Genomic DNA, 21,557 nt, shown 5'->3' on the forward strand with positions numbered 1-21,557 from the left:
AACTAGTAAATGAAGTCTTTATCTAGTATACAACATAAGAAACATTCTAGGAAACAGACAATTGTTAAGATTCGATAAACGAAATAAATAAACCCCTTGTCGTTTCGAGTCCATTTTTGTTTGTTGACGTGTATGATTTATTTCTATAAAATTTTGACAAATACCTGTACTAGAAAAAGAGGAGGTTTCATCCATGTCCAAGCGTCGTCCGATGTTTCTCGCGGTGCTGATGGCGGGTCTGTTGGTTGTCCCGTCCACGCTCCCTTCGACACAAGCTACGGCGGGTGCCATCGACACTCCGCAACAAAGTCCGGATGCTCTGCAAACCGCTTTTGAAAAAGCCTCACAGGAGTTCGGCGTTCCGCTGAATGTCCTCATGTCCGTTTCGTACAACGAATCCCGTTGGGAACAGCACGTCGGCGTGCCTTCTCTCTCGGGCGGCTACGGCGTCATGCACTTGACTTCGCTGTCCCAGCCGGACCTCTCCGCTCGCGGGGAAACCGCTGACGAAAGCGCTGAGGGCGAGTCGGTCACGACCTTGCCCGCCAACAACGACCTTTCTGTGAACACGTTGGACGCAGCGGCGGAACTGCTCGGCACGAACACCGACGTTCTCAAAACCGATCTCACCGAAAACGTTCGCGGCGGCGCTGCGCTGCTCGCTCAATATGCGCGTGAAACGGTCGGATCGACTCCGACTCAGGCATCTGACTGGTACGGAGCCGTAGCGAAGTACAGCGGTTCGGACATCGACGAGATCGCGACCGACTTCGCAAACGACGTCTACACCACGATCCAAACCGGCGAATCGCGCACGACTCCGGAAGGTCAAACGGCGACGTTGACGGCCGAAGGAGTTACCCCGAACAAGTCCACCGCCGACAGCCTCCACCTGCGCAACGCGAAAAAAACCGGCACCGACTGCCCGAACGGGCTGGAGTGCCGGGAGATTCCCGCTCTCTACAAGCAATTGTCGGCGAGCCAAACCAACTACGGCAACTATGACATCGGCAACCGCCAACAGGACGGCGACGACATTCGCTACATCATCATCCACGACATCGAAGGAACCTACGAAGCGGGCATTCGGACGTTCCTCTCCCCGTCTTACGTCTCGGCGCACTTCGTTGTCAACAACGTCGACGGCCAAGTCACCGAGATGGTGAACCCGAAGGACGTCGCGTGGCAGGCGGGCAACTGGTACATCAACTCGCACTCCATCGGCATCGAACACGGCGGGATCGCAGCGGAGGGCGGTGCTTGGTACAGCGAGCAAATGTACCACGCGTCCGCCAAACTTGTGAAGTACCTCGCTCAAAAATACGACATCCCGCTCGACCGTCAGCACATCCTCGGACATGACGATCTGCCGGGCACGTCGCAAGCGACGCAGAAATCGATGCACTGGGACCCGGGTGCATTCTGGGATTGGTCGCACTACTTCGACCTGTTGGGCCAACCGATCAACCCGAGCAACGGGAACGGTCAAGGCAATGACAAGAAGCACGGCGACAACCCGATTCTCACGATCAACCCGCACTTCTCGACGAACCAACCGCCGCTGCTCTACGGCACGAAAGTTCTCGATGCGCAACCGTCGAACTTCGTCTACCTCTACCAAGCTCCGAGCTTTGACGCACCGCTTCTGAGCGATCCGGCTCTGCACGCCAAAACCGTGCCGGGCACGACGCAGATCAGCGACTGGGGCGACAAAGCGACGATCGGCCAGACCTTCTACCAAGCGGAAGTCCAAGGCGACTGGACCGCGATCTGGTACGGCGCACAAAAAGCCTGGTTCTACAACCCGAACGGCACCAACACCGTTCCGGGCAGCGGCTTGCTGATCACGCCGAAGTCCGGCCTGACTTCGATCCCGGTCTACGGCACCGCCTATCCGGAAGCAGCGGCGTTCACCGCGGCCGGCATCCCGAAAGCGGTCAACAACCCGCTTCAATACAGCATCCTCCCGGGCCAAGTGTACGTCTCGGCGGGCACCGTCCCGTCCGACTACTTCTACGCGAAACTCTTCAACGCCCCGGAGACGTACAAAGTCGTCAAAGGCAACGACCAGTTCTACCAGATCTCCTTCAACCACCGCATCGCGTTCGTCAAAGCAAGCGACGTGGATGTCGTCCAGCCATAAGAAAAAAGCCGTCGTCCGGTCTCGTACCGGGCGATGGCTTTTTTTTGTCCGCTTTGTTTTATTTCCTCTCAAACGTGAAGTACGTATGGCGGTAGACATTCCGCTCATCCACCACGCCGGGTTTCTGCTCCACAACTTGCCAGTTCAACCCGTCAAACTCGGGGAAAAACGTATCTCCCTCAAACGCGTGCCGAATCAACGTGAGGTACATCCGATCGGCCCGAGGCAACAGTTCACGAAACAACTCCGCCCCGCCAATGACAAAAACGTCCCCCTCCGGCAACTCCTCCAACGAGTGAATCACTTCGACACCCTCCGCCGAAAAATCGACCTGTCGCGTCAACACCACATTGCGCCGACCCGGCAACGGTTTCCCAATCGACTCGAACGTCTTGCGCCCCATGACCACCGTGTGCCCCATCGTCACAGCTTTGAAGTGCGCGAGGTCGGCAGGCAAGTGCCAAGGCATGGCGTTGTCCTTGCCGATCACACGGTTTTCATCCATCGCGACAATCAACGAGATCATACGGACACCGCTCCTTTGATCGCAGGGTGCGGGTCGTACCCGACCAACTCAAAGTCCCCGAACGAGAACCCGAAGATGTCTTGCACCTCCGGATTCAACTTCATCGTCGGGAGCGCACGAGGTTCGCGGGACAGTTGCAATTTTACTTGCTCGATGTGATTCAGGTAGATATGAGCGTCTCCCAGCGTATGAACGAAATCCCCCAGACCCAATCCGCAGACCTGAGCGACCATCATCGTCAGCAACGCATACGACGCAATATTAAACGGTACGCCGAGGAACACATCTCCAGACCGCTGGTAGAGCTGACACGACAGCTTCCCGTCGATCACGTAGAATTGGAACATCGTATGGCAGGGTTGCAGCGCCATCCCCCCCAACTCGCCCGCGTTCCACGCACTCACCACCAACCGCCGAGAATCGGGATTGCGCTTGATCTCGTCGACGACATTCTGAATCTGGTTGATCACTTTGCCGTCCGCCGTTTCCCATCTCACCCACTGCTTGCCGTACACCGGCCCTAGGTCTCCCTGCTCGTTTGCCCATTCGTCCCAGATGGACACGCCGTGCTCCTTCAAGTAGGCGACGTTCGTGTCCCCCTTCAAGAACCACAGCAATTCGTGGATGATCGACTTCAAATGAACTTTTTTCGTGGTAACCAAAGGAAAGCCCTCAGCCAAATTGAACCGCATCTGATGCCCGAAGACCGAGATCGTGCCGGTGCCGGTGCGGTCTTGCTTCGTCGTGCCGTTGGTGAGGATGTGCTCACAGAGTTCCAAGTATTGTTTCATGATGTCCGCGCCCCTCTCTATGACCTTATTCTATCAGTTTTTGTCGTCGTAAAACACATGCTCCGCCCGAATCGACGACTCCTCCACCGTAATCAACCCATAGGAAAAACGCGGCTGTTTCCGCTTGTCCGTCGGGGAGCCGGGGTTAAAAAGCAAAACTCCCCCCTCCTCCCTTACCAGCGGAATATGCGAATGCCCAAACACAATCACATCCACCGACTCCTCCAAAAAAGCCGCCCGCGCCCGCTGCTCCGTCGATTTCCCCTTGCCATCCCCATGTACGAGACCGATCTGAAAACTCCCGACGGAGATCACCTTTTTCCGTCCAAACTTCTCGACGATCTCTTCGCCGTCCACATTCCCGGCAACACCCTCGACAGGAGCAATCTTGGCCAACCACTCGTAGACAGCGAGCGTCTGCCAGTCCCCCGCGTGCAAAATCAAATCCACGCCGAGCAACCCCTCCCGCAACGCCCTCGGAAGCTGCTTCCCCATCTTGGGCATATGCGTATCGGACACCACACCGATTTTCACGATCAACACCTCCACCCTACATGATAACAAAAAATCCCCTGTTTCAAGATGGGGGTCTCGTGCGTCCAATTGATGTGCAAGTTGAGAATCGAAATTCTGAGAGGATGACATTGCCTGATGAAAGCTAGGACTTGGATGATCTACTTGAGCGTGGTCGCCCTCGTGGTGGCGGGGCTTGGGTGGTATGCCGCTGATCATAAAAAAACGATGCCTTCTCTCCCGAACGTTACGCCTAACTCGCAAACCAGTCCGTCGAAACCAGCTCCCCCGACTCCGGCACCGTCGCAGGACTCCCCCGCCTCCTCCGACATTCGGGGTGTCATCGAGGGCTTTTACGGCGATCCGTGGACGTTGGCCCAGCGCAAAAGCATGTTGCAGTTCATGGGCGAGCATCATTTCAACACCTACGTCTACGCGCCCAAGGACGACCCGTACCAGCGCAAACAGTGGAGCCGTCTCTACCCCGCTTCCAACTTGCACGAGATGCAATCTCTCGTGCAATCGGCCGAAACCAACAACATCCATTTCGTCTACTCCCTCTCCCCCGGACTCCCGGCCCCACTTCCGGGCGAGACTTCCACATCGGACGACGAAACCCGTTCCATCACTTACTCTTCGCCATCCGACCGCGACCAACTCGCGGCGAAAATCGACCAACTCCGCTCCATCGGCGTCCATGACTTCCTCCTGTCCTTCGACGACGTGCAGGAAACGCTCAAACCCGCCGACCAAACGCAGTATGGCACCAATATCGCATCTGCCCACATCACACTCGCCAACGATCTGTACCAACGAGAACACACCCTCGACCCGACCTTCCACCTCTGGTTCGCGCCCACGACCTACTACGGGGTCCAAGACAACCCGTACTGGCAGACTCTGCGCGCCAACCTCGATCCGGCAATCCCTGTGATCTGGACGGGCAACTGGGTTTTAAATCCGACGATCACCTCCGCCCAAGCGGAGACCGTCACCCACCTCCTCGGCCGCAAACCGTTGCTCTGGGACAACTACCCCGTCAACGACTACACCTACGTCGTCAAAAAAGCACCTCAACTTTTCCTCGGCCCGCTCGTTGGCCGCGATGCCGATCTGCCCGGCCACCTCTCCGGCTACATCGCCAACCCGCAACTCCAAGAGGAAGCCTCCAAAGTCGCCCTCTCCACCATCAGCGACTACCTGCAAAACCCGTCCGGCTACCAACCCACCCCCTCTTGGAAAAACGCCACTGCCACCGTCGGCGGCATCGGCGACCCGGCGGCGTGGCAACTTTTTTGCAGCTATGCACAGGAAAGCACCTTGCGCACGACGAGCAACCCCGAGTTCGTGCAGATGACCCGCGACTACTGGAACGCACCGAACCCGCAAGCCCGCGCCACAGCAGAATCCCGCCTGCGCGCCGAATTCCAGAACCTCGCCGCTCTGCCAACCCGACTGAGCCAAACGGTCCGCAATCCCGACCTGCTCACCGAAATCAATCCGTGGCTTACGAAACTCGCAAGTCTGGCCCAAGTGGACCTCACCGCCCTCGACTCCCTCAACGACCCGCAAAACGCAACGCTCCGCCAGCACCTGCAAACCCAAATTCGCGGCACCCAATCCAGCTCTTACAAAATCGGCACCGACCTCCTCACTTTCGCCCAACAAGCCGCCGCCCACTAGGTGAAAAAAGAAAACCGCACGCGTAAAGCCGTGCGGTTTTTTTCCATCTCTACTATACTAGTAAATAGCAGTCAAGAAAGGAGGTTTCGCCATTTATGACCCTCGACCCGCAAGTCACCCGAATGATGGAACTGCTCGCCAAAAGCAAACTCCCGCCACTCGAAACTCTGCAACCGCCGGCGGCCCGCAAAGCGTTGACCGTCCGACACCTGCGCGCCAGACAAGCGGTGGGCAAATTGGTCCCGCCGGAACCAGTGCAGGAGGTACAAGATCGCATGATCCCCGTAGCAGACGGCGAGATCAAAGTCCGCATCTACATACCCGAACGCACAGAAACGGGCCCCATGCCCGCACTGGTTTTTTTCCACGGAGGAGGGTTTGTGCTCGGAAGCCTCGAATCGCACGACGAAATCTGTAGGGCGCTGACGAATTTGACTCCCTGTGTGGTGATCTCCGTCAATTACCGTCTCGCCCCTGAATACAAGTTTCCGACGGGACTGTGGGATGCCTACGCTGCGACGCAGTGGGTATTCCAAAACGCCGCCGAACTTCACCTCGATCCCACACGCATCGCTGTTGGAGGAGACAGCGCAGGCGGCAACCTCGCGACCGGAGTCTGCCGTCTGGCCAAGGAACGCGGGGACTTCCAACCCTGCTTCCAACTGCTCCTCTACCCCGCCACCGACCTCGACGCCCAAACGCACTCCAAAAAGCAATTCGCCAAGGGATACCAACTCGACGACACCCTCTTGCACTACTTCCACAGCCACTACGTACATCATGAGCAAGACTTCCAAAACCCGCTGGTCTCGCCGCTTTTGCACCCTCTTGAAAACCTGAGCACTCTCCCGCCCGCCCACGTCCTCACCGCCGAGTACGACCCTCTGCGCGACGAAGGCGAAGCATACGCCTCACTTCTGAAAAAAGCGGGCGTGCCCTGCACCCACACCCGCTACGACGGGATGGTTCACGGATTCCTGGCGATGACCGCGTTTTTGGATCAGGCACGTGAGGGTTTACAAGACCTCGCCGCCGTACTGCGTCAATCTGCCTTTCAAATGCCTTCCTAAAAAGAGACCCGTGAAGCGATGGCTCCACGGGTCTTTTTTTCTATAGTTTCGCGAGTTCCGCACCGAGGAACTTCGCGACTTCGAGCATGCCGAACTTGCCGGCTGCAGCTTCGGCGTCGGAGTTGTAGTTGGTGTTCGTGTTGATGTCGTAGGTGTAGATTTCCCCCGCTGCATCGCGGATGAACTCGATCCCCGCCACTTGGACGTGGTTCGCTTTCAACACCGCCGCGTACTTCTCCAGAATCGGGTCTTGGAAGCCCTCTTGAATCTGGAACTTCGGCTTCTCCTCCACTTGCTCGCCCACCGGGCAGAACAGATCGCCGATCTGGCACGCATCGGCCGGGCACAGCTCGAACCCGCCCGACGTATCCACGCGAACTGCATACACAAACTGCCCGCCGACAAATTCACAACGCGTAATATACGGCTCCGGCGCTTGGATGTACTCCTGAATGAGCGTAATGCCATCCACCGGCTCCTCAAACGCCTCCGAGTTCAGATATCCCTCAAGGCCCTCCAACGTCTGGAACAATTGCACACCCAAGCCCTTGCCGGCGCGGTTGTGCTTTGTGATAAACGGCTGACCCGCATAGGCGCGTGCCGCTTCTAAAATTTGCTCCTTGCCCACCGCAGCCGTCGTTTTCGGCGTGCGAACACCGCCGGCGTTGAGCGCGAGGTATTGCTTGACCTTGCTCACTTCGAGCTCCAACGCGCGAGTGCCGTTGAACACGGTGCGACCATGCGCTTCCAGCCAAGCCAACACGTTCGACGTAAACTCCGGGGCAAAACGATGATCTCGCGTATGCGCCGACGCACTCATACGGGAGTAAAAAATCCCCTCCGGCGGTGCCTGCGTCAAATCGAGGGTGCCTTGGTCGAGATGCCACTCCTCGTACGGCAAGTTCAGTTCCTCCAGACGGCGGGTCAGGTGTACCGTCCACTCGCTGTTTTCATGGATCACATAAATTTTCGCCATCGGGCATACGTCCTTTGCTGTACAGAATTTTGCTTTATTATAACACAGTGAATCCCGCTCGGAAAACAAAGAAAACCCGCCCCTGCACAAGCGGCGGGCGGGTCTTTTTTTTACAGAATCGGCGGTTCCGGCTTCTTGGGGAGTCGTTCGGTGTCTTCTTGGTTGTCGCGGATCGTTTTTTGCAACACGAAGGACGACATGATCAGGAAGAGAGCGGTAACCGAGTAGTAGCCCTTGACGGACAGGTCTGCATCCAGGGTATAGATGCCGATAAACATCGCGAACGTCGCCAAAACAAATGAGGCCCAAGCCAAAAACGTAAATGCTTGCGTATTGCGTTTGCCCATGTGCGAACCCCTCCTAAATAATGACATCTTACAATGAAATTTATCCCTTGGCAACTAGGAAACTAAAATCTCATTATAATCGGAGGTAAATGCACTCTTGTTATCCGCGTGCCGGCAGTCGTACCGAGATCGTCGTGCCCTGTCCCGGCACGCTCTCCGCACGAATCTTGCCCCCGTGCGCTTCGACGATCCACTGGGCGATCGACAGCCCGAGACCTGTGCCCGGATGCGTGCGCGCCCTCATCTTGTCCCCGCGGAAAAAGCGGTCGAAGATGCGAGGCAAGTCTTCGGCGGAAATCCCGATGCCGGTGTCGGTGACTTCGATTTGCACGTGGTTGGCGGTTTTTCGGCAGGTGACGTGGACACGCCCGCTCTCCTCGGTGTATTTCAACGCGTTGTCCAAGAGGATGACGAGCAACTGCTGCAACCGCTCTTCGTCGCCGAGAATTTCGACAGGGAGTTCGTCGAGGGAGGAGTGAATTTCAATGTCCTTGAGCATCGCGAATTCGCGGAACCGTTCGACCATGCGCCCGACCAGCTCGTCCACACGCATCGGTTGGCGGAGAATCTCCAATTCGTTCGAATCGGAGCGGGCGAGTGTGAGCAGTTGCGAGACCAGTTTGCTCATGCGGTTGGTCTCTTCGATGGCGTCCGAAATTCCGACGCTCTCCTGCTCGATGGTGTTGTCCGGATGGCGGAAGAGGCGTTCCAGAGACGTTTTCATCACGGTGAGCGGAGTGCGAAGTTCATGAGAGGCGTCGGCGACGAACTCTTGCTGTTTGTTCCAGGCCTGTTGAATCGGACGCAGGGCTCGGGTGGCGAGATAGACGCCCGCCCCCACGGCGACCAACGCGCAGACTGCGCCGGCGACGATGATGACCCAGAGCATGCTGGTCATCATTTCTTGCGATTGTTGCAGGCCGGTGAGCAATTGAAGGGTTTGGATCGACGTGCCGTTTGCCATCTTCATTTGCACGGGCACGTTGTAGACACGATAGTCGTTGCCGCCGATGGAGACGGTGTGGAACTGTCCCGGCTGTCCCTTGCCCGGAGGTTTTTTGGGATCGCCGTCATGATCCGGGTCGGGGCTCAACTTTTCCATATCTTCTTGAAAAAGCGCTCCCTCCGGCATCTGCAACGCCGCGTTGCCCTTGTCATCCCAGAGCACGTAGACGACCCGCCGTTCCGCTTCGCGCCCCTGATCGAGCGGACGACGATCCAGTTGACCGTGCGAGGCATCGTTGAGGAAGTGCTGGGCATTGTCCTGCAAGTTGTGGTCCGTTTGGGAGTACAAGCGCTCTTTGGTGTACAGATACAGCGTCGTGGAGAACGCCGTCAACAGCAGAAAAAACACCAAGGTGTTGAGCAACACGAGGCGCAGCTTCGTTTTTTTGAACATGCGCCTACGCCTCCTTGAGCATGTAGCCGATCCCTCGCACGGTGCGAATCATGGACTCACAGTGGAACGGGGTGAGTTTTTTGCGCAAGTAGTGGATGTAGAGGTCGACGATGGAGTCGTTGGCTTCCGAATCCAAGCCCCAGATGCGGTCGAAGATCTGACTGCGGGAGAGGATCTGCTCGCGGTTCTGCACCATGTATTGCAGCAACTCGAATTCTTTGTTGGTGAGTTTGAGCGGCGTGCCGTGGACACAGCCGTCATGCTCTTTCGGCAAAAAGGAGAGGGGTCCGTACGACAGCTCTCCCTCCGGGGCGAGCTTGCCGTCCCGACGCAAGAGAGCGCGGATGCGGGCGAGCAGTTCTTCGGTGGCAAACGGTTTGACGAGGTAGTCGTCTGCGCCGGCATCCAAGCCTTTGACGCGGGCGTCCACCGAGTCTTTGGCGGTGAGAAAAAGCGCAGGGGTCTTGATGCCTTTTTGCCGAAGACGCTTGATGAGCGAGAGGCCGTCGAGACCGGGGAGCATGATGTCGAGCACGAGGAGGTCGTAGGAATTGCTTTCGGCGAGCAAGAGACCTTCGTCGCCCGCTTCGGCCTCTTCGGTGAGATAAGATTCGTCTTGCAAGATGTTGACAACCGCGTGTCGCAGGGCACGGTCGTCTTCGACAACGAGGACTTTCATCGTCATTTTTTCCAGAGCCTCCAAGCATTCCAGAGATTCGCCGTCAGCAGACCGATCAGCAGGTACGCGAGACCTCCCCAGAGGAGATAGAGCGCGACGCTGACCACGGCGGCGATCAGGGCAAATACGATTTGGTCAGACGTTCGACCCGGCGAGGTCGGCGGGTCGGTCAGCATGACAAAACCGAGGAACAGTGCGGAATTCACAAACGGCGTTCGCAGGGCGTCGCTGGCGAGGTCGGTGTCGATTCCGAGCAGTGCCAGCACGAGAAACGCGAGAACGTAGACGCCGAGGAACGTGAGCACTTGGGCGTACTTGTTGACTTTGCGGGTGATGGCAAAGCCGATGAGCAGCAGGGCAAGGGTCCACCAAGGTGAAAGTTCTGCCATACCGCCCCACCAGTCTTGGTCGGTGGAGAGGAGAAGAACGCCGAGCAAGAGACCGATGGCGGCAGGGTTGAGCATCGGTTTTTTGCGCACGCGCAGGAGATTTTTGAGCAAAACGCCGAGAGCAGCGGTGGCGGCCGGGATGTACCACGGGGTGGTGACGGAGACCACCATCGCCACGATCAGTCCGGTCAGGATCGCGCCGTCGGGGAGTTTGTTTTTTCGTTTTTGGAAAAAGGCGAAGGGGAGGTCGATCAGCACGCCCCCGAGGATGGCGCTCGATGCGTTGAGCAGGCCCGACGTGTTGTGGGTGAAACCAAGGCCGATGGCGGAGAGGAACAGCAGAGAGAGCAGGACGAACGCTTTGGGCGTGTTCCAGTAGCTGAGTTTTGGGGTCGGTGCGGTGGTGAGCGGTACTTCGGGTTGCATGTTCAAACCTCCTCGCCTCTGTGGATGTGTAGGTCGGGTGTGATGAAAATTCCGGTGAGTCCGGCTTCCTGCAGCAGTTCTTGGCCTTGCACGGGGCCGAGCAAAAACGCTGCTGTTGAAAAAGCGTCCGCCAGCATCGCAAACGGTGCGACGACGGAGCAACTGAGAAGTTGGCTTGCCGATGTGCCTGTGCGAGGATCGAGCAGATGGTGCGTGTTCGGGTTCTCGCGGGAGATTCGTTCGTAACTGCCGGATGTGCAAATCGCGGCGTTGGTGAGCGAGAGCGAGGTGATGATGTCGTGGGGCTGCGTCGGGTGTTGGATGCCGACTTGCCACGGTTCTCCTCGTTCGTTGAGACCTCCTGCGTAGACATCGCCGCCGGCGTTGATCAGAAAGCCGGCAGAGCTACGCAATTCCTGTGCGGCGAGGTCGACGGCGAGACCTTTGGCGACCGCTCCGAGGTCGAGACGGAGCGGTTTTTGGAGGAGGACGGTGCGTGTTTCTTCATCTAATAGGACGTCGCGATAGGTAGCCGGGACGTGGAGGTCCGCAAGAGGTGGCGGGAGCGTTTTTTCCCCGGTGAGGTAGTTGCGGTTGAAGCCTTGGCTTTCCATGTGGTGCCCGATAGTGGGGTCGAAAACGCCTTCGGTGAGGTCAGCGATTTCGAGGGCGATTCGGATTGCTTCAAACAGTAGAGGGCTGACGGGGGTCGGCGCTCCGATTTTTTGGCAGAGTTGGCGCAGTTCGCTCTCAGGGGAGAAGCGACTGCAGACTTGCTCGACGGCGGTGAATGCGGTGAATGCACGGTCGAGTTGACGGTGCAGAAGGTCCGTTGGTTCCGCAGATACGAGTTGAATCGTGACCAATGTATCCATATGCAAGGCGGCACGAGTGAGTTTGGTAGGCTGAATGGGAATCGTCATCACGTGTTGAGCCTACGCCTGTGCTTGCGCGAGGGCTTGGTTCATTGCGTTGCGGAAGTCGTCTGTGGACTTGGTGGCACCGCTGACGGTGTCCACTTTTGAACTCTGACGCTCGACCGCTTGGGCAGGAAGCCCGTCAATTCGGCTCTGCGGATAGTGTGTGTCACAATTGGTGATTTCTACCGCTGCGATTTTGCCACCCTGGATGGTGACCGCAACTTCCACTGAGCCGATGCGGTTGGAGCCCATGCCGGTGTACGTGCCGTCCTTGTAAGTGCCGGTAGATGCGGACGATGTCGTGTTGGAGTTGGAAGTCTGCCCTTGGGTATTTGCCTTGCTTTGCCCGCCGTTGGGAGTGGTGTTGGGAGCTTGGTTGTTGAAGTTTCCGTTGCCGGGAGGGGCATCGCCACGTTGCCCTTGAGGGAAGCGACCGCCGTGGTCGCGACCTCTTTGTCCTTGGAAGCCTTGTTGCTGTTGTTGATTGGGTGCTGTATGAGAATCAGGCGAGTTGACCGCTGCCATCACAGACGAAGCCTGATTCTGCATCGCCTGCGCCGAACTCGGATCGGTCACCAGATACCCCGCCACATAAATTGCACCAATCGCCGCTCCGCACAGCGCCGCGATCTTATCCGCTTTTCTGGCCATTCAACTCTCTCCCTTCAAATTCGTACTTCCATCTAGATGAGTCCAGTATACCAACGGAAAATTTGTTTTCCATTTGAGGTTTCTAAGAAAAAAACCGCCCGGCACACAGGGCGGTTTTTTAATACGAATTAGATCTTCGCGAGCCAGCTCAACAGGTGTTCGGCCAAGGCTTCGCGGGCGTCGTCCCAGTTGTGGTCGGTGTCGACGGTGAGGTGTTGCAGGTGTTGGGCGTTTGCTCGTTGGAACGCTTCGACCAAGGAGTCGTGATGCAACGCCGTCGGTCCAACATCGTCGCGCAGAGCGCCGAGGAGGAGCACCGGACGGGTGGTGATCGACTTTGCTTGGTGTACGAGGTTCCAAGCCGCACCGTGGTCGGCGATCTGTTGGGTCAGTTCGCGACCGTTGATTCCGGTGAGAAAGAACGTGGATTCCTCGAACATCGCCGTCACTTCTGCCAGCGACCGTTCATCATCTCCCACAATCTCGGCCGCCAGCCCGAAGTTGAATCCGGAAATCGAAGCAACCCCCGTCACGTCTGCATCTCCCGCCGTCGTCATGAGGCTGAGGAACCCACCCATGCTGTGTCCGACCAGCACGAGTTTCGACGTGTCCAGTTTGAATTCCGCCACGACATCCTCCCGACGCAGATACGCAAGCGCCGCCTGTACATCTTCCAACGCATTCGCAAACGAAAAATTCCCTTGGCTTCCCCACGCGCCTCGGTAGTTCAACAACAACACACTCCATCCCGCCTTGCGCATCGCGACGGCAAGGTCGTGATTCTGTTGCGCCCCCGGAAAACCGTGCAGCAACAAAAGAGTCGGATGCGGGCCGACACCCTCCGGCGTGAACATACGACCGACCATCATGGCATCCCCCGACGGAACTTTAAGCAAAGACATCATCGTCATCTCCATCCCTCCTGTACTTCCCTGTTGTTGAGTTCATTCTACCAATTCAATCCACTTTTGTGTATCGTAGAAGCTACAATCTATGAGGAGGCCCCAGAATGACTCCGGAACTTGCAAACTCTCTCTCCGACATCCTCGAAGCATTTGGAAAAACGCCTGTGGACCGTTATGAAGTGGATCGACTCCCGACTCCAGGCGGCACGTTGCAAGGTTTTCATCAATGGGTGAACGGCAAGCCGACGGTGGGCTGTTTCCATGTGACGCGCATCGGCGAGGAAAGCTACTATTATGTATGGATCGACTGGCACCGCAAGAACAACTACTACCTCGTCGTCTACCCCCACGACCGCTCCACCACCGTCGCCGAATTGCAAAACGTCGTCGAACACGCAGACGGCTGCGACCTGCTCTGGAAATACAACCCGCTCAAACGAGACGGGCTCAACGCAGAGCGCAAAGCCCACTTCAAACAACTCCTCGGCTCGCTCGACGTCACGGTCCGTCTGCCGCAAGCCCCCGAGGAAGTTCCCGCGTTCTTCGACGAACTCTACACCCTCGCCCGTCATCGCCAACTCGCCGATCGCCTGCCGCTTGTACAAAAAGGATGAGCCCACGAGGGACTCATCCTTTTTTTTCCGAACTATTGGGTGACGACTTGGCGTTCGGACAGGGTCTTGTGAATGTAGCGAGCGACGTGGACGCCGGCAGCCGATGCTTGGGCGAGACCACGGGTAATCCCCGCACCGTCCCCGATGGTGAACAGGCCGGAGATTTCCGTCTCGAACTTGTCGGTGAGCTTCGGGCGAGCGGAGTAGAACTTCGCTTCGACGCCGTAGAACAGCGTGTGCTCCGACGCGATGCCCGGCGTTACTTTGTCGAGGGCATCCATCATCTCGATCAGCGACTTCATCGTGTTGTACGGAAGCACGAGGCCGAGGTCGCCCGGAACCGCCTCTTTGAGCGTCGGTTCGAGGAAACCTTCTGCGATGCGCTTCGGCGTCGAGCGGCGGCCTTTGAGGATGTCGCCGTACTTTTGCACGATGACGGAGCCGTTGGAGAGGTCGTTCGCGCGGCGGGAGATTTCCTTGGCGTACTCGATCGGCTTGTCAAACGGGTCGGTGAACGTATGCGAGACGAGCAGGGCAAAGTTCGTGTTTTTCGAGCCGAGCTTCGGGTCTTTGTACGAGTGGCCGTTCGCCGTCATGACGCCGGAGTGGTTCTCCACGACCACGTGACCCGACGGATTGGAGCAGAACGTGCGCACACGGGTGCCGACGCTGGTGTTGAACACAAACTTCGCTTCATAGAGATGCTTGTTGATTTCGTCCATAATGACGTCGGTCGTTTCCACGCGGACTCCGATGTCCACTTGGTTGTTGTGCATGCGCAGACCTTGGCGTTTCAGAAGCTCGGACAACCATTGCGAGCCGTCGCGGCCGGGGCCGATGATGACTTTTTTGGCGCGAAGTTCTTCGCCGTTTTTCAAAACGACGCCTGTGACGACCGGGCCGTCAGCGGTATCTTCGACGAGTACGTCCTCGACGTAGGTTTTGAAACGGGTCTCGATCTTGGAGTCCATCGTTTCGAAAATGTTCGAGAGGATCTTCAAGTTCTCTTCGGTGCCGAGGTGGCGCACGCGGGCTTTGAGGAGCTTGAGTCCGGCAGATTGCGCCTTGCGTTCGATATCGGAAACGGACGGCGTGGTCGGGTCGGTGATCGTCGTCGTCCCGCCGTGTGCGAGGTTGATTTCGTCAGCGTATTCAATTAATTTCAGCACTTCGGAGGGAGAGAGATAGTCGCCCATCCAGCCGCCGAATTCGGTGGTGAGGTTGAATTTGCCGTCGCTGTACGCACCTGCGCCGCCCCAACCGGCCGTGATGGAGCAAGCGGGCAGGCAGCCGGCGTATTCTTTTTTCTGGTGAGCGGGCGGGCATTTGACCAACTTCTCCTCCAGAATCGGACAACGGCGGTGGTAGATATCGAGGCCTTTGTCGATCAACAGAACGTTGGCGTTCGGATCGAGATGAGTCAATTCATAAGCTGCAAAAATTCCACTGGGCCCTGCGCCCACGATGATCACGTCATACAACATCGTCAGGTCTCCCCTTTCAGGTTCACAGGACACGTAGTCGGCACTTTACGGGTACCGGTAGAGACACTGAGCCATATTCCCAGCGTATACGAGTCTCAACGGGTTTCATTGTACGGGAAAACACGAACAATAGTCAATGACCATTATTTTTTGTTCGTGAAAAAGGAAACCCTTACTGCGCGGGTTTCCATGTGTAAACGACGTTTGGGATCCACTTTCCGGTGAAATCTCTCCCGCGAATGGTGACGTTGCCGTTTTGCACTTCCACGAACATTCCTTCGCTGTCGGGGCGTTGCTTGCCGTCCGGATTGTACGGGCGGCCGGCCGAGGATTCGTTGACCATGAGGAACCTCTCTTGGAAAAAAGTCGTCGGGCGGTCGAGGTTGATGTGCGTGTGACCGGAGAAGAAGATGACGTTCGGGTGCGCGGAGAGGATTTTTTTCAGGAGTTCATGCTGGATGACCGTTCGGTTCCAACCTGGGCGGGCGGTGCCGGAGACGGTGTAAGGCAAGGGTTGATGGAGAAAGAGAAACGTCGGCTTGTCGGCGGGGGCTGCTTGTAGTTTTTCTTGCAACCAGTTCAGTTGGGTTTCGGATAAGTACGCGTCGTCGTTGAAGGACGGATCGCTCATGCGGGACTTTTCAGAGCCGAGGAAGAGGAAGTGGTAGCCTTTGATGATTTTTTCCGTGTAGACTTGCTTGCGACCGGCGAAATCGAGGAAGCGTTGGAGCGCTTTTTCATCGGTGTCGCCGTTGGGGAATGAAGTTTTGTTCATCGTCTCGCTTGCGTCGTAGAAAGCTGCGTAGAACTCATGGTTTCCAATCGTCACTTCCGTTGGCGGGTGCGGCGTTTCGGCGAGCAGTTTGCGCAGCGTGCGATAGTCGTCCGGGAACCCGTTGCTGAGGTCTCCGTTGATCACGAGCAGATCGGAGTGCGGAGCGGCTTTGTTGATGTCGGTGAGCACATTGCGAAACTTCGTCTGCGTCGCGACGTCTCCGTGGTTGATATGAGTGTCGCTGATCACCTCGAAGGTCAGCGATTTGAGATCGGGGTTCGGGGTGATGACAGAGGCTTGCACGTCAGGTTCCGGTTCCGTTGTCCATTTGGGATAGAGAACCAAGCAGGCAATCAGGGTCAAACAGGATAGGAAAAAGGCAAATAACTTCGATTTCATCTGATCACCTCAACTTGATTTTACACGCAATTCAAATAAAAAGGAAAGCAAAAAGAGGTGAATGTACAGGCGTTAATCTTGCGAGAGAGCGGGAGGTATGATATCGTTCGGGGGTTAATGCTTATAAAAAGGGAGGTCCTTCATGCACACTCTAACTTACAAACAAGCTTGGTTTTCCAACATACGCGGTGACATTCTCGCGGGGATGACGGTTGCGTTTGCGCTGATTCCCGAGGCAATTGCGTTTGCGATTATTGCCGGTGTGAATCCGATGGTCGGTCTGTTTGCTTCCTTTACCATTGCCATGGTCGTGGCGTTCGCGGGTGGACGACCGGGTATGATCTCGGCGGCGACGGGCGCGATGGCGTTGGTGATGGTCAACGTGGTTCGCGATTATGGGATTGAATACATGTTTGCCGCGACGGTTCTCACGGGTATCATTCAATATTTGCTCGGCGTGTTTCGAGTCGGGCGGTTTATTACGTTTTTGCCGCAGTCGGTGATTCTGGGCTTTGTGAATGCGTTGGCGATCTTGATCTTCATGGCGCAGTTGCCACAGTTCGTCGATGTCGGCTGGGAGATGTACGCGATGGTTGCGGGGACGCTGGCGATCATCTACTTGTTCCCGCGGGTCACGAAAAAATTTCCGTCGGCGTTGCTGGCCATCATCGTGATGACGATTGTCGCGGTTTGGACAGGCGCGGACTTGCGGACGGTCGGGGATATGGGCACAATTACGCGAGACTTGCCGAGTTTCCATATCGCCAACATTCCGTTCACGTTCGAAACGTTGAAGATCCTCCTGCCGTTCTCGCTCTCCCTTGCGGTGGTCGGGATGTTCGAGTCGTTGCTGACGGCGACAATCCTCGATGAAATGACCCAGACCAAGAGTGACAAAAACCGCGAAATTCGCGGCCAAGGTCTCGCCAACGTCGTGACCGGATTCTTCGGCGGCATGGCGGGCTGTGCGATGATCGGGCAGTCTGTGATCCATGTGAAATCGGGTGGGCGCGGAAGACTGGGGACTTTTTGGGCAGGGTTGTTCTTGGTGTTTCTGTTGCTGGTGCTCAGTGACGTGGTGCGGCAGATTCCGATGGCGGCGCTGGTCGGCGTGATGTTCATGGTCTCGATTGGGACGTTTGATTGGAAGTCGATCTTGCACATTCGTCGCATGCCGGTGAGTGAAGCGTTCGTGATGCTCCTGACGATGGGAATTGTCGTGGCGACTCATGACTTGTCCAAAGGCGTGCTGGCCGGGGTTGTCATTTCGGCGCTGCTGTTTGGCTGGAAGATTTCGAGATTGAAGGTTTCCAGCAGCTTCGAACAGGGTGGGACTCGCAAGGTCTACCATGTGACGGGGCCGTTGTTTTTCGGGACGACGAGCCAGTTCCTCGACATGTTCGAGGTGGATAACGACCCTTCCCAGATCGTGATCGACTTCAGCGGTTCGCACGTCTGGGACCATTCGGCGGTCACGGCGATCTCCAAAGTGCTGAACAAGTACCGGGAGTCAGGCAAGGTAGGAACGCTCGTCGGCCTCAACGACGAGAGCCGTTTCCTGATGGAGCGCGTTGGATTGAAGATCAACAGTGCGCAGTAGAAAAGTACACGTAGGATCAAAAAGATCGTCGATGAGAAAGCTTCGTTGACGATCTTTTTTTGTTTTAAAAAATAAATTATTATTCGACAGGTTATTCTCTATCTAAATATTTTTTCATATGATAATATCTAAAACATAAAACAAAAGGAGAGTTGTTATGAAAAAATCGAAGTTGTTCGCAATGATGGCGTTGGGTGCGATTCTGTTCGCGGGTTCCACAGTTGGATTGAGTTCTGCTGCGCATGCAGCGACGTTTGATCCGTTCGCGACCTACAAAATTGTCAATCAAAACAGCGGGAAAGCACTGGACGTAGAATATAATTCCACCGAAGCAAGCTACAGACTTCATCAGTGGACCTATATGGGATTGGCAAGTCAGCAATGGAAACTGAAACCGTCCACTGACGGGTACTACTACATCATCAATGTCAACAGCGGGTTGGCAGCAGATGCTTCTGGATCATCCAACGGCTCCAAGGTTTGGCAATGGTACTTCGACAATCGGGAAAGTGAAAAATGGGACATCCAACCCTTCGGAAGCTCCTACAAAATTGCCTCCAAACTCTATGGCAAGGTATTTGATATTGAATTCAACTCCACGTCCGATGGAGGCAATGTCAACCTCTGGCAATCCCTCTCCGGGGTTAACTCTCAGCTCTGGAGCATCCAAGCACTCTAAGTACGCCTCAACCTGATAGCAGGTTGTACCATACAAAAAGACAAGCATCTACACAAGTAGGTGCTTGTCTTTTTTGTACCGCTGCATCAGGTGCGCGGTCGAACTCGGTTTGTCGGCACGGCGTTCCACGGGTCTTCGGGCCAATAGTGTTTGGGGTAGCGGCCTTTGAGGTCTTTTTTGACTTCGAAGTAGGCGTTCGCCCAGAAGCTGGCGAGGTCGCGGGTGACTTGCACAGGACGTTGGGCAGGAGAGAGCAGGTGCATCAGGATCGGCACTCGTCCTCGTGCGATGCGCGGGGTTTCGGGGAGACCGAAGACTTCCTGCAAACGCACGGCGAGAACGGGAGATTCCGGATCGCTGTAGTCGATCGGAATTCGCGAGCCGCTCGGCACGGTGATGTGTGTGGGGGCGCTGGCTTCGAGTTCGCGCTGCTGCTCCCATGTTAAAAGGGATTCGAGGAGTTGCGTCAGGTTCAGGCGTGAGACGGCGTTCAGGTTTTTCGCTCCGTAGAGATGCGGGCCAAGCCAATCGGGCAGCGTTGCGGTGAGCGCTTTCTCCGAGGCATCCGGCCAATTCGCGGGGTCGGCATGGTGGAGGAAGCAGAGACGCTGTTGAAGTTGGCGAGCGTTTTTGGTCCACGGGAGGGACTTTTCCAGACCAACGCTGGCGATGCCTTGGAGCAGGGCCGGCAAGATTTCCTCCGGGCTTGGGTTGGTCAGTTGCATGTCGCGCAGGATCAGGGCACCGAATCGTTCACGCGTACGAGCTTTGACGGATTGGGTGGTGGTGTCCCATTCGACGAGGCGTTCGTCGGTGATCTCGTTTTGGAAATGGAGTTTCAAAATCTCGAGGTCAAGCGGGGCCGCGAGATAGATGCGGCTCTCTGTCCCTTGGTCGTCCAGTTCGGCTGCGACGAGGTAGGGTTCGGAGGAGAGAGCTTGGACTTGCGGGAGGACGGCACCGCGCCCGTTTTGCAGGAGAAAACGCCCATTCGTGCGGCGTTGTGCGATTCGGTCCGGGTAGGCGAAGGCGAGAAGCAGACCGGCGGCGTCTGAATCAAAGGTGTTCGATTTCAAACCGAGAGTCCGCTTCCACTGCCCCGCTTCTGTGAGAATGCGCCGTGCGGCGGAGGTGTCGACGGCGGTGCCGGGCATCGTCGTTTTTTCCTGAACGGCGCGGAGGACGTCGAGACGCAGGCGAAGGTCTGCATCGGCAAGACGGTCTCCGCGCAAGATGTCTCGTTCATTGAGCAGGGCCGCGAGTTCACAGGCCATCGCGCCGTACCCGAGGGGGTCGGCTTGCAGAATCATGTGCGCAAGTCGCGGGTGCATGCCGAGTTCTGCCAGACGCCGTCCGTGGGCGGTGATTTTCCCATCGGGGTCGAGTGCGCCGAGCTGTTGCAAAAGCGTCAGTGCCTGTGCGTAGGCAGCAGCGGGCGGCGGGTCGAGCCAGAGCAATTCGGAAGGGTCGGCAACGCCCCACGTTGCCAGTTCGAGAGCGAGCGGGGCGAGGTCGGCTTCGAGAATTTCCGGTGTGCTGCGCGGTTTCAATTGCTGGTCTTCTGCCTCGGACCACAATCTGTAGCACACTCCCGGCCCGAGACGACCTGCACGTCCACGGCGTTGGTCGGCGGAGGGACGTGAAACCGTGGTGGTTTCCAATCGCGTCATCCCCGTGCGCGGAGAAAAACGCGGGACCCGCATCTGCCCGCTGTCGATGACGACCCGCACGCCTTCTACGGTAAGCGAAGTCTCTGCGATTGATGTTGCCAGCACGATTTTTCGCTCATGAGGTTGGCAAGGGGTTAACGCTAGGTCTTGCTCTTCGCGAGATAGACTTCCGTGGAGCGGGGAGATACGGACTTTTGCTTTCCCAAGACCCTGCTCCGCGAGCAAAGCTTCCGTTCTCCGAATCTCTCCCGTACCGGGGAGAAAGACGAGGATGTCGCCGGTCTCTTTTTCCAACGCCTCTATAATTGTGCGCACAACGGCAGGTTCGACTCTCCCCTCTGCTCTACGGCTTGCAAACCGAGTTTCAACGGGAAACGCGCGACCCTCACTTTTCAATATCGGCGCGTCGCCGAGCAGTTCCGCAACAGGTTCCGCTTCAAGCGTTGCCGACATCACCAGCACGCGCAAGTCCTCGCGCAGCATCTCCTGCGATTGCAGACACAACGCCAGCCCCAAGTCGGCGTGCAAACTCCGCTCATGAAACTCGTCAAAAATCACGATCCCGTAGCCTTCCAACGCCTGATCCCCTTGCAACATGCGGGTCAGGACGCCCTCGGTCACGACTTCAATTCGCGTCTTGGGACCGACTTTGGTGTCCATTCGCACGCGATACCCGACGGTCTCGCCCACAGCCTCGCCCAAAACCGAAGCCATAAAAGACGCCGCCGCCCTTGCCGCAAGCCGTCTGGGCTCCAGCATCAAGATCTTCTGCCCGTTCAACCAAGGCTCGTCCACCAAAGCGAGCGGAATCCGCGTCGTCTTGCCCGCCCCCGGAGGAGCCACCAAAACCGCACTCACCCGCCCGCGCAACGTCTCTTTCAACTCAGGCAACACCACATCAATCGGCAACCCCGCCAT

Annotated in this window: 20 protein-coding genes and 1 riboswitch; of the genes, 6 read left to right on the plus strand and 14 right to left on the minus strand. The window is 56.9% G+C overall.

The window, feature by feature from the left end; all coding sequences use genetic code 11:
* Positions 1–193: 193 nt before the first annotated feature.
* A complete protein-coding gene (locus tag JJB07_RS01195; RefSeq protein WP_201630426.1) occupies positions 194–2,143 on the plus strand; it encodes an N-acetylmuramoyl-L-alanine amidase in 1,950 nt (649 codons plus the stop codon).
* 58 nt (positions 2,144–2,201) lie between these two features.
* Here the strand turns inward: JJB07_RS01195 and JJB07_RS01200 are convergent, their stop codons facing one another.
* From JJB07_RS01200 to JJB07_RS01210, 3 genes are read right to left on the minus strand one after another with little or no spacing between them, the layout of a single operon-like run.
* Positions 2,202–2,669 carry a dihydrofolate reductase gene (locus tag JJB07_RS01200; RefSeq protein WP_201630428.1) on the minus strand — a complete coding sequence of 156 codons (468 nt, stop codon included), beginning with the start codon at positions 2,667–2,669 and terminating at the stop codon, positions 2,202–2,204.
* Complete coding sequence (locus JJB07_RS01205; RefSeq protein WP_201630429.1) at positions 2,666–3,460, minus strand: thymidylate synthase; 795 nt, start codon at positions 3,458–3,460, stop codon at positions 2,666–2,668. The genes JJB07_RS01200 and JJB07_RS01205 overlap by 4 nt, the downstream gene beginning before the upstream one ends.
* A 33-nt stretch (positions 3,461–3,493) precedes the next feature.
* Positions 3,494–3,994, minus strand: coding sequence for a YfcE family phosphodiesterase (locus tag JJB07_RS01210; protein ID WP_201630431.1), 501 nt, complete (start codon positions 3,992–3,994; stop codon positions 3,494–3,496).
* 117 nt (positions 3,995–4,111) lie between these two features.
* On the opposite strand from JJB07_RS01210, the gene JJB07_RS01215 reads away from it, so the two are divergent.
* Both JJB07_RS01215 and JJB07_RS01220 read left to right on the plus strand, forming a co-directional pair.
* A complete protein-coding gene (locus tag JJB07_RS01215) occupies positions 4,112–5,656 on the plus strand; it encodes a protein O-GlcNAcase (protein ID WP_201630433.1) in 1,545 nt (514 codons plus the stop codon).
* Between the two features lie 95 nt (positions 5,657–5,751).
* Positions 5,752–6,726: an alpha/beta hydrolase gene (locus JJB07_RS01220; protein WP_201630435.1), complete on the plus strand. Its 975-nt coding sequence runs from the start codon at positions 5,752–5,754 to the stop codon at positions 6,724–6,726.
* Positions 6,727–6,766: 40 nt separating this feature from the next.
* Here JJB07_RS01220 and JJB07_RS01225 read toward each other — a convergent pair whose 3' ends face one another.
* The 8 genes from JJB07_RS01225 to JJB07_RS01260 all read right to left on the minus strand — a co-directional run bounded on the left by JJB07_RS01225 (position 6,767) and on the right by JJB07_RS01260 (position 13,424).
* Complete coding sequence (locus JJB07_RS01225; RefSeq protein ID WP_201630437.1) at positions 6,767–7,702, minus strand: ATP-grasp domain-containing protein; 936 nt, start codon at positions 7,700–7,702, stop codon at positions 6,767–6,769.
* Positions 7,703–7,812: 110 nt separating this feature from the next.
* A complete protein-coding gene (locus tag JJB07_RS01230; protein WP_201630439.1) occupies positions 7,813–8,049 on the minus strand; it encodes a YiaA/YiaB family inner membrane protein in 237 nt (78 codons plus the stop codon).
* A gap of 100 nt (positions 8,050–8,149) precedes the next feature.
* Positions 8,150–9,448 carry a sensor histidine kinase gene (locus JJB07_RS01235; RefSeq protein WP_201630440.1) on the minus strand — a complete coding sequence of 433 codons (1,299 nt, stop codon included), beginning with the start codon at positions 9,446–9,448 and terminating at the stop codon, positions 8,150–8,152.
* 4 nt (positions 9,449–9,452) lie between these two features.
* Positions 9,453–10,127: a response regulator transcription factor gene (locus JJB07_RS01240; protein WP_201632632.1), complete on the minus strand. Its 675-nt coding sequence runs from the start codon at positions 10,125–10,127 to the stop codon at positions 9,453–9,455.
* A 2-nt stretch (positions 10,128–10,129) separates the two neighbouring features.
* The gene (locus tag JJB07_RS01245; protein ID WP_201630441.1) at positions 10,130–10,942 is read right to left on the minus strand and encodes an RnfABCDGE type electron transport complex subunit D; all 813 of its coding nucleotides are present in this window, start codon (positions 10,940–10,942) and stop codon (positions 10,130–10,132) included.
* Positions 10,943–10,944: 2 nt separating this feature from the next.
* Positions 10,945–11,865, minus strand: coding sequence for an FAD:protein FMN transferase (locus JJB07_RS01250; RefSeq protein WP_201632635.1), 921 nt, complete (start codon positions 11,863–11,865; stop codon positions 10,945–10,947).
* Between the two features lie 12 nt (positions 11,866–11,877).
* Positions 11,878–12,513 (minus strand): FMN-binding protein, encoded by a 636-nt coding sequence (locus JJB07_RS01255; protein ID WP_236587548.1) that lies wholly within the window; start codon positions 12,511–12,513, stop codon positions 11,878–11,880.
* A 128-nt stretch (positions 12,514–12,641) separates the two neighbouring features.
* Entirely contained in the window at positions 12,642–13,424 is a 783-nt protein-coding gene (locus JJB07_RS01260) for an alpha/beta hydrolase family protein (RefSeq protein ID WP_201630442.1), read from the minus strand.
* A 98-nt stretch (positions 13,425–13,522) separates the two neighbouring features.
* On the opposite strand from JJB07_RS01260, the gene JJB07_RS01265 reads away from it, so the two are divergent.
* Positions 13,523–14,032 (plus strand): hypothetical protein, encoded by a 510-nt coding sequence (locus JJB07_RS01265; protein WP_201630443.1) that lies wholly within the window; start codon positions 13,523–13,525, stop codon positions 14,030–14,032.
* Positions 14,033–14,064: 32 nt separating this feature from the next.
* Here JJB07_RS01265 and JJB07_RS01270 read toward each other — a convergent pair whose 3' ends face one another.
* On the minus strand, positions 14,065–15,516 hold the full coding sequence (locus tag JJB07_RS01270; protein ID WP_201630444.1) for an NAD(P)/FAD-dependent oxidoreductase: 1,452 nt from the start codon (positions 15,514–15,516) through the stop codon (positions 14,065–14,067).
* Positions 15,517–15,530: 14 nt separating this feature from the next.
* Positions 15,531–15,628: riboswitch (purine riboswitch) on the minus strand.
* Between the two features lie 60 nt (positions 15,629–15,688).
* A complete protein-coding gene (locus tag JJB07_RS01275; protein ID WP_201630445.1) occupies positions 15,689–16,690 on the minus strand; it encodes a metallophosphoesterase family protein in 1,002 nt (333 codons plus the stop codon).
* 142 nt (positions 16,691–16,832) lie between these two features.
* Between JJB07_RS01275 and JJB07_RS01280 the strand changes: the two genes are divergently transcribed.
* Positions 16,833–18,290: a SulP family inorganic anion transporter gene (locus tag JJB07_RS01280; protein ID WP_201630447.1), complete on the plus strand. Its 1,458-nt coding sequence runs from the start codon at positions 16,833–16,835 to the stop codon at positions 18,288–18,290.
* A gap of 157 nt (positions 18,291–18,447) precedes the next feature.
* On the plus strand, positions 18,448–18,969 hold the full coding sequence (locus JJB07_RS01285; RefSeq protein WP_201630450.1) for an RICIN domain-containing protein: 522 nt from the start codon (positions 18,448–18,450) through the stop codon (positions 18,967–18,969).
* Between the two features lie 86 nt (positions 18,970–19,055).
* On the opposite strand, the gene hrpB is transcribed toward JJB07_RS01285, so the two are convergent.
* Positions 19,056–21,557 carry an ATP-dependent helicase HrpB gene (gene hrpB / locus JJB07_RS01290; protein ID WP_201630452.1) on the minus strand — a complete coding sequence of 834 codons (2,502 nt, stop codon included), beginning with the start codon at positions 21,555–21,557 and terminating at the stop codon, positions 19,056–19,058.

Source organism: Tumebacillus amylolyticus, assembly GCF_016722965.1.
Classification (GTDB): Bacteria; Bacillota; Bacilli; order Tumebacillales; family Tumebacillaceae; genus Tumebacillus; species Tumebacillus amylolyticus.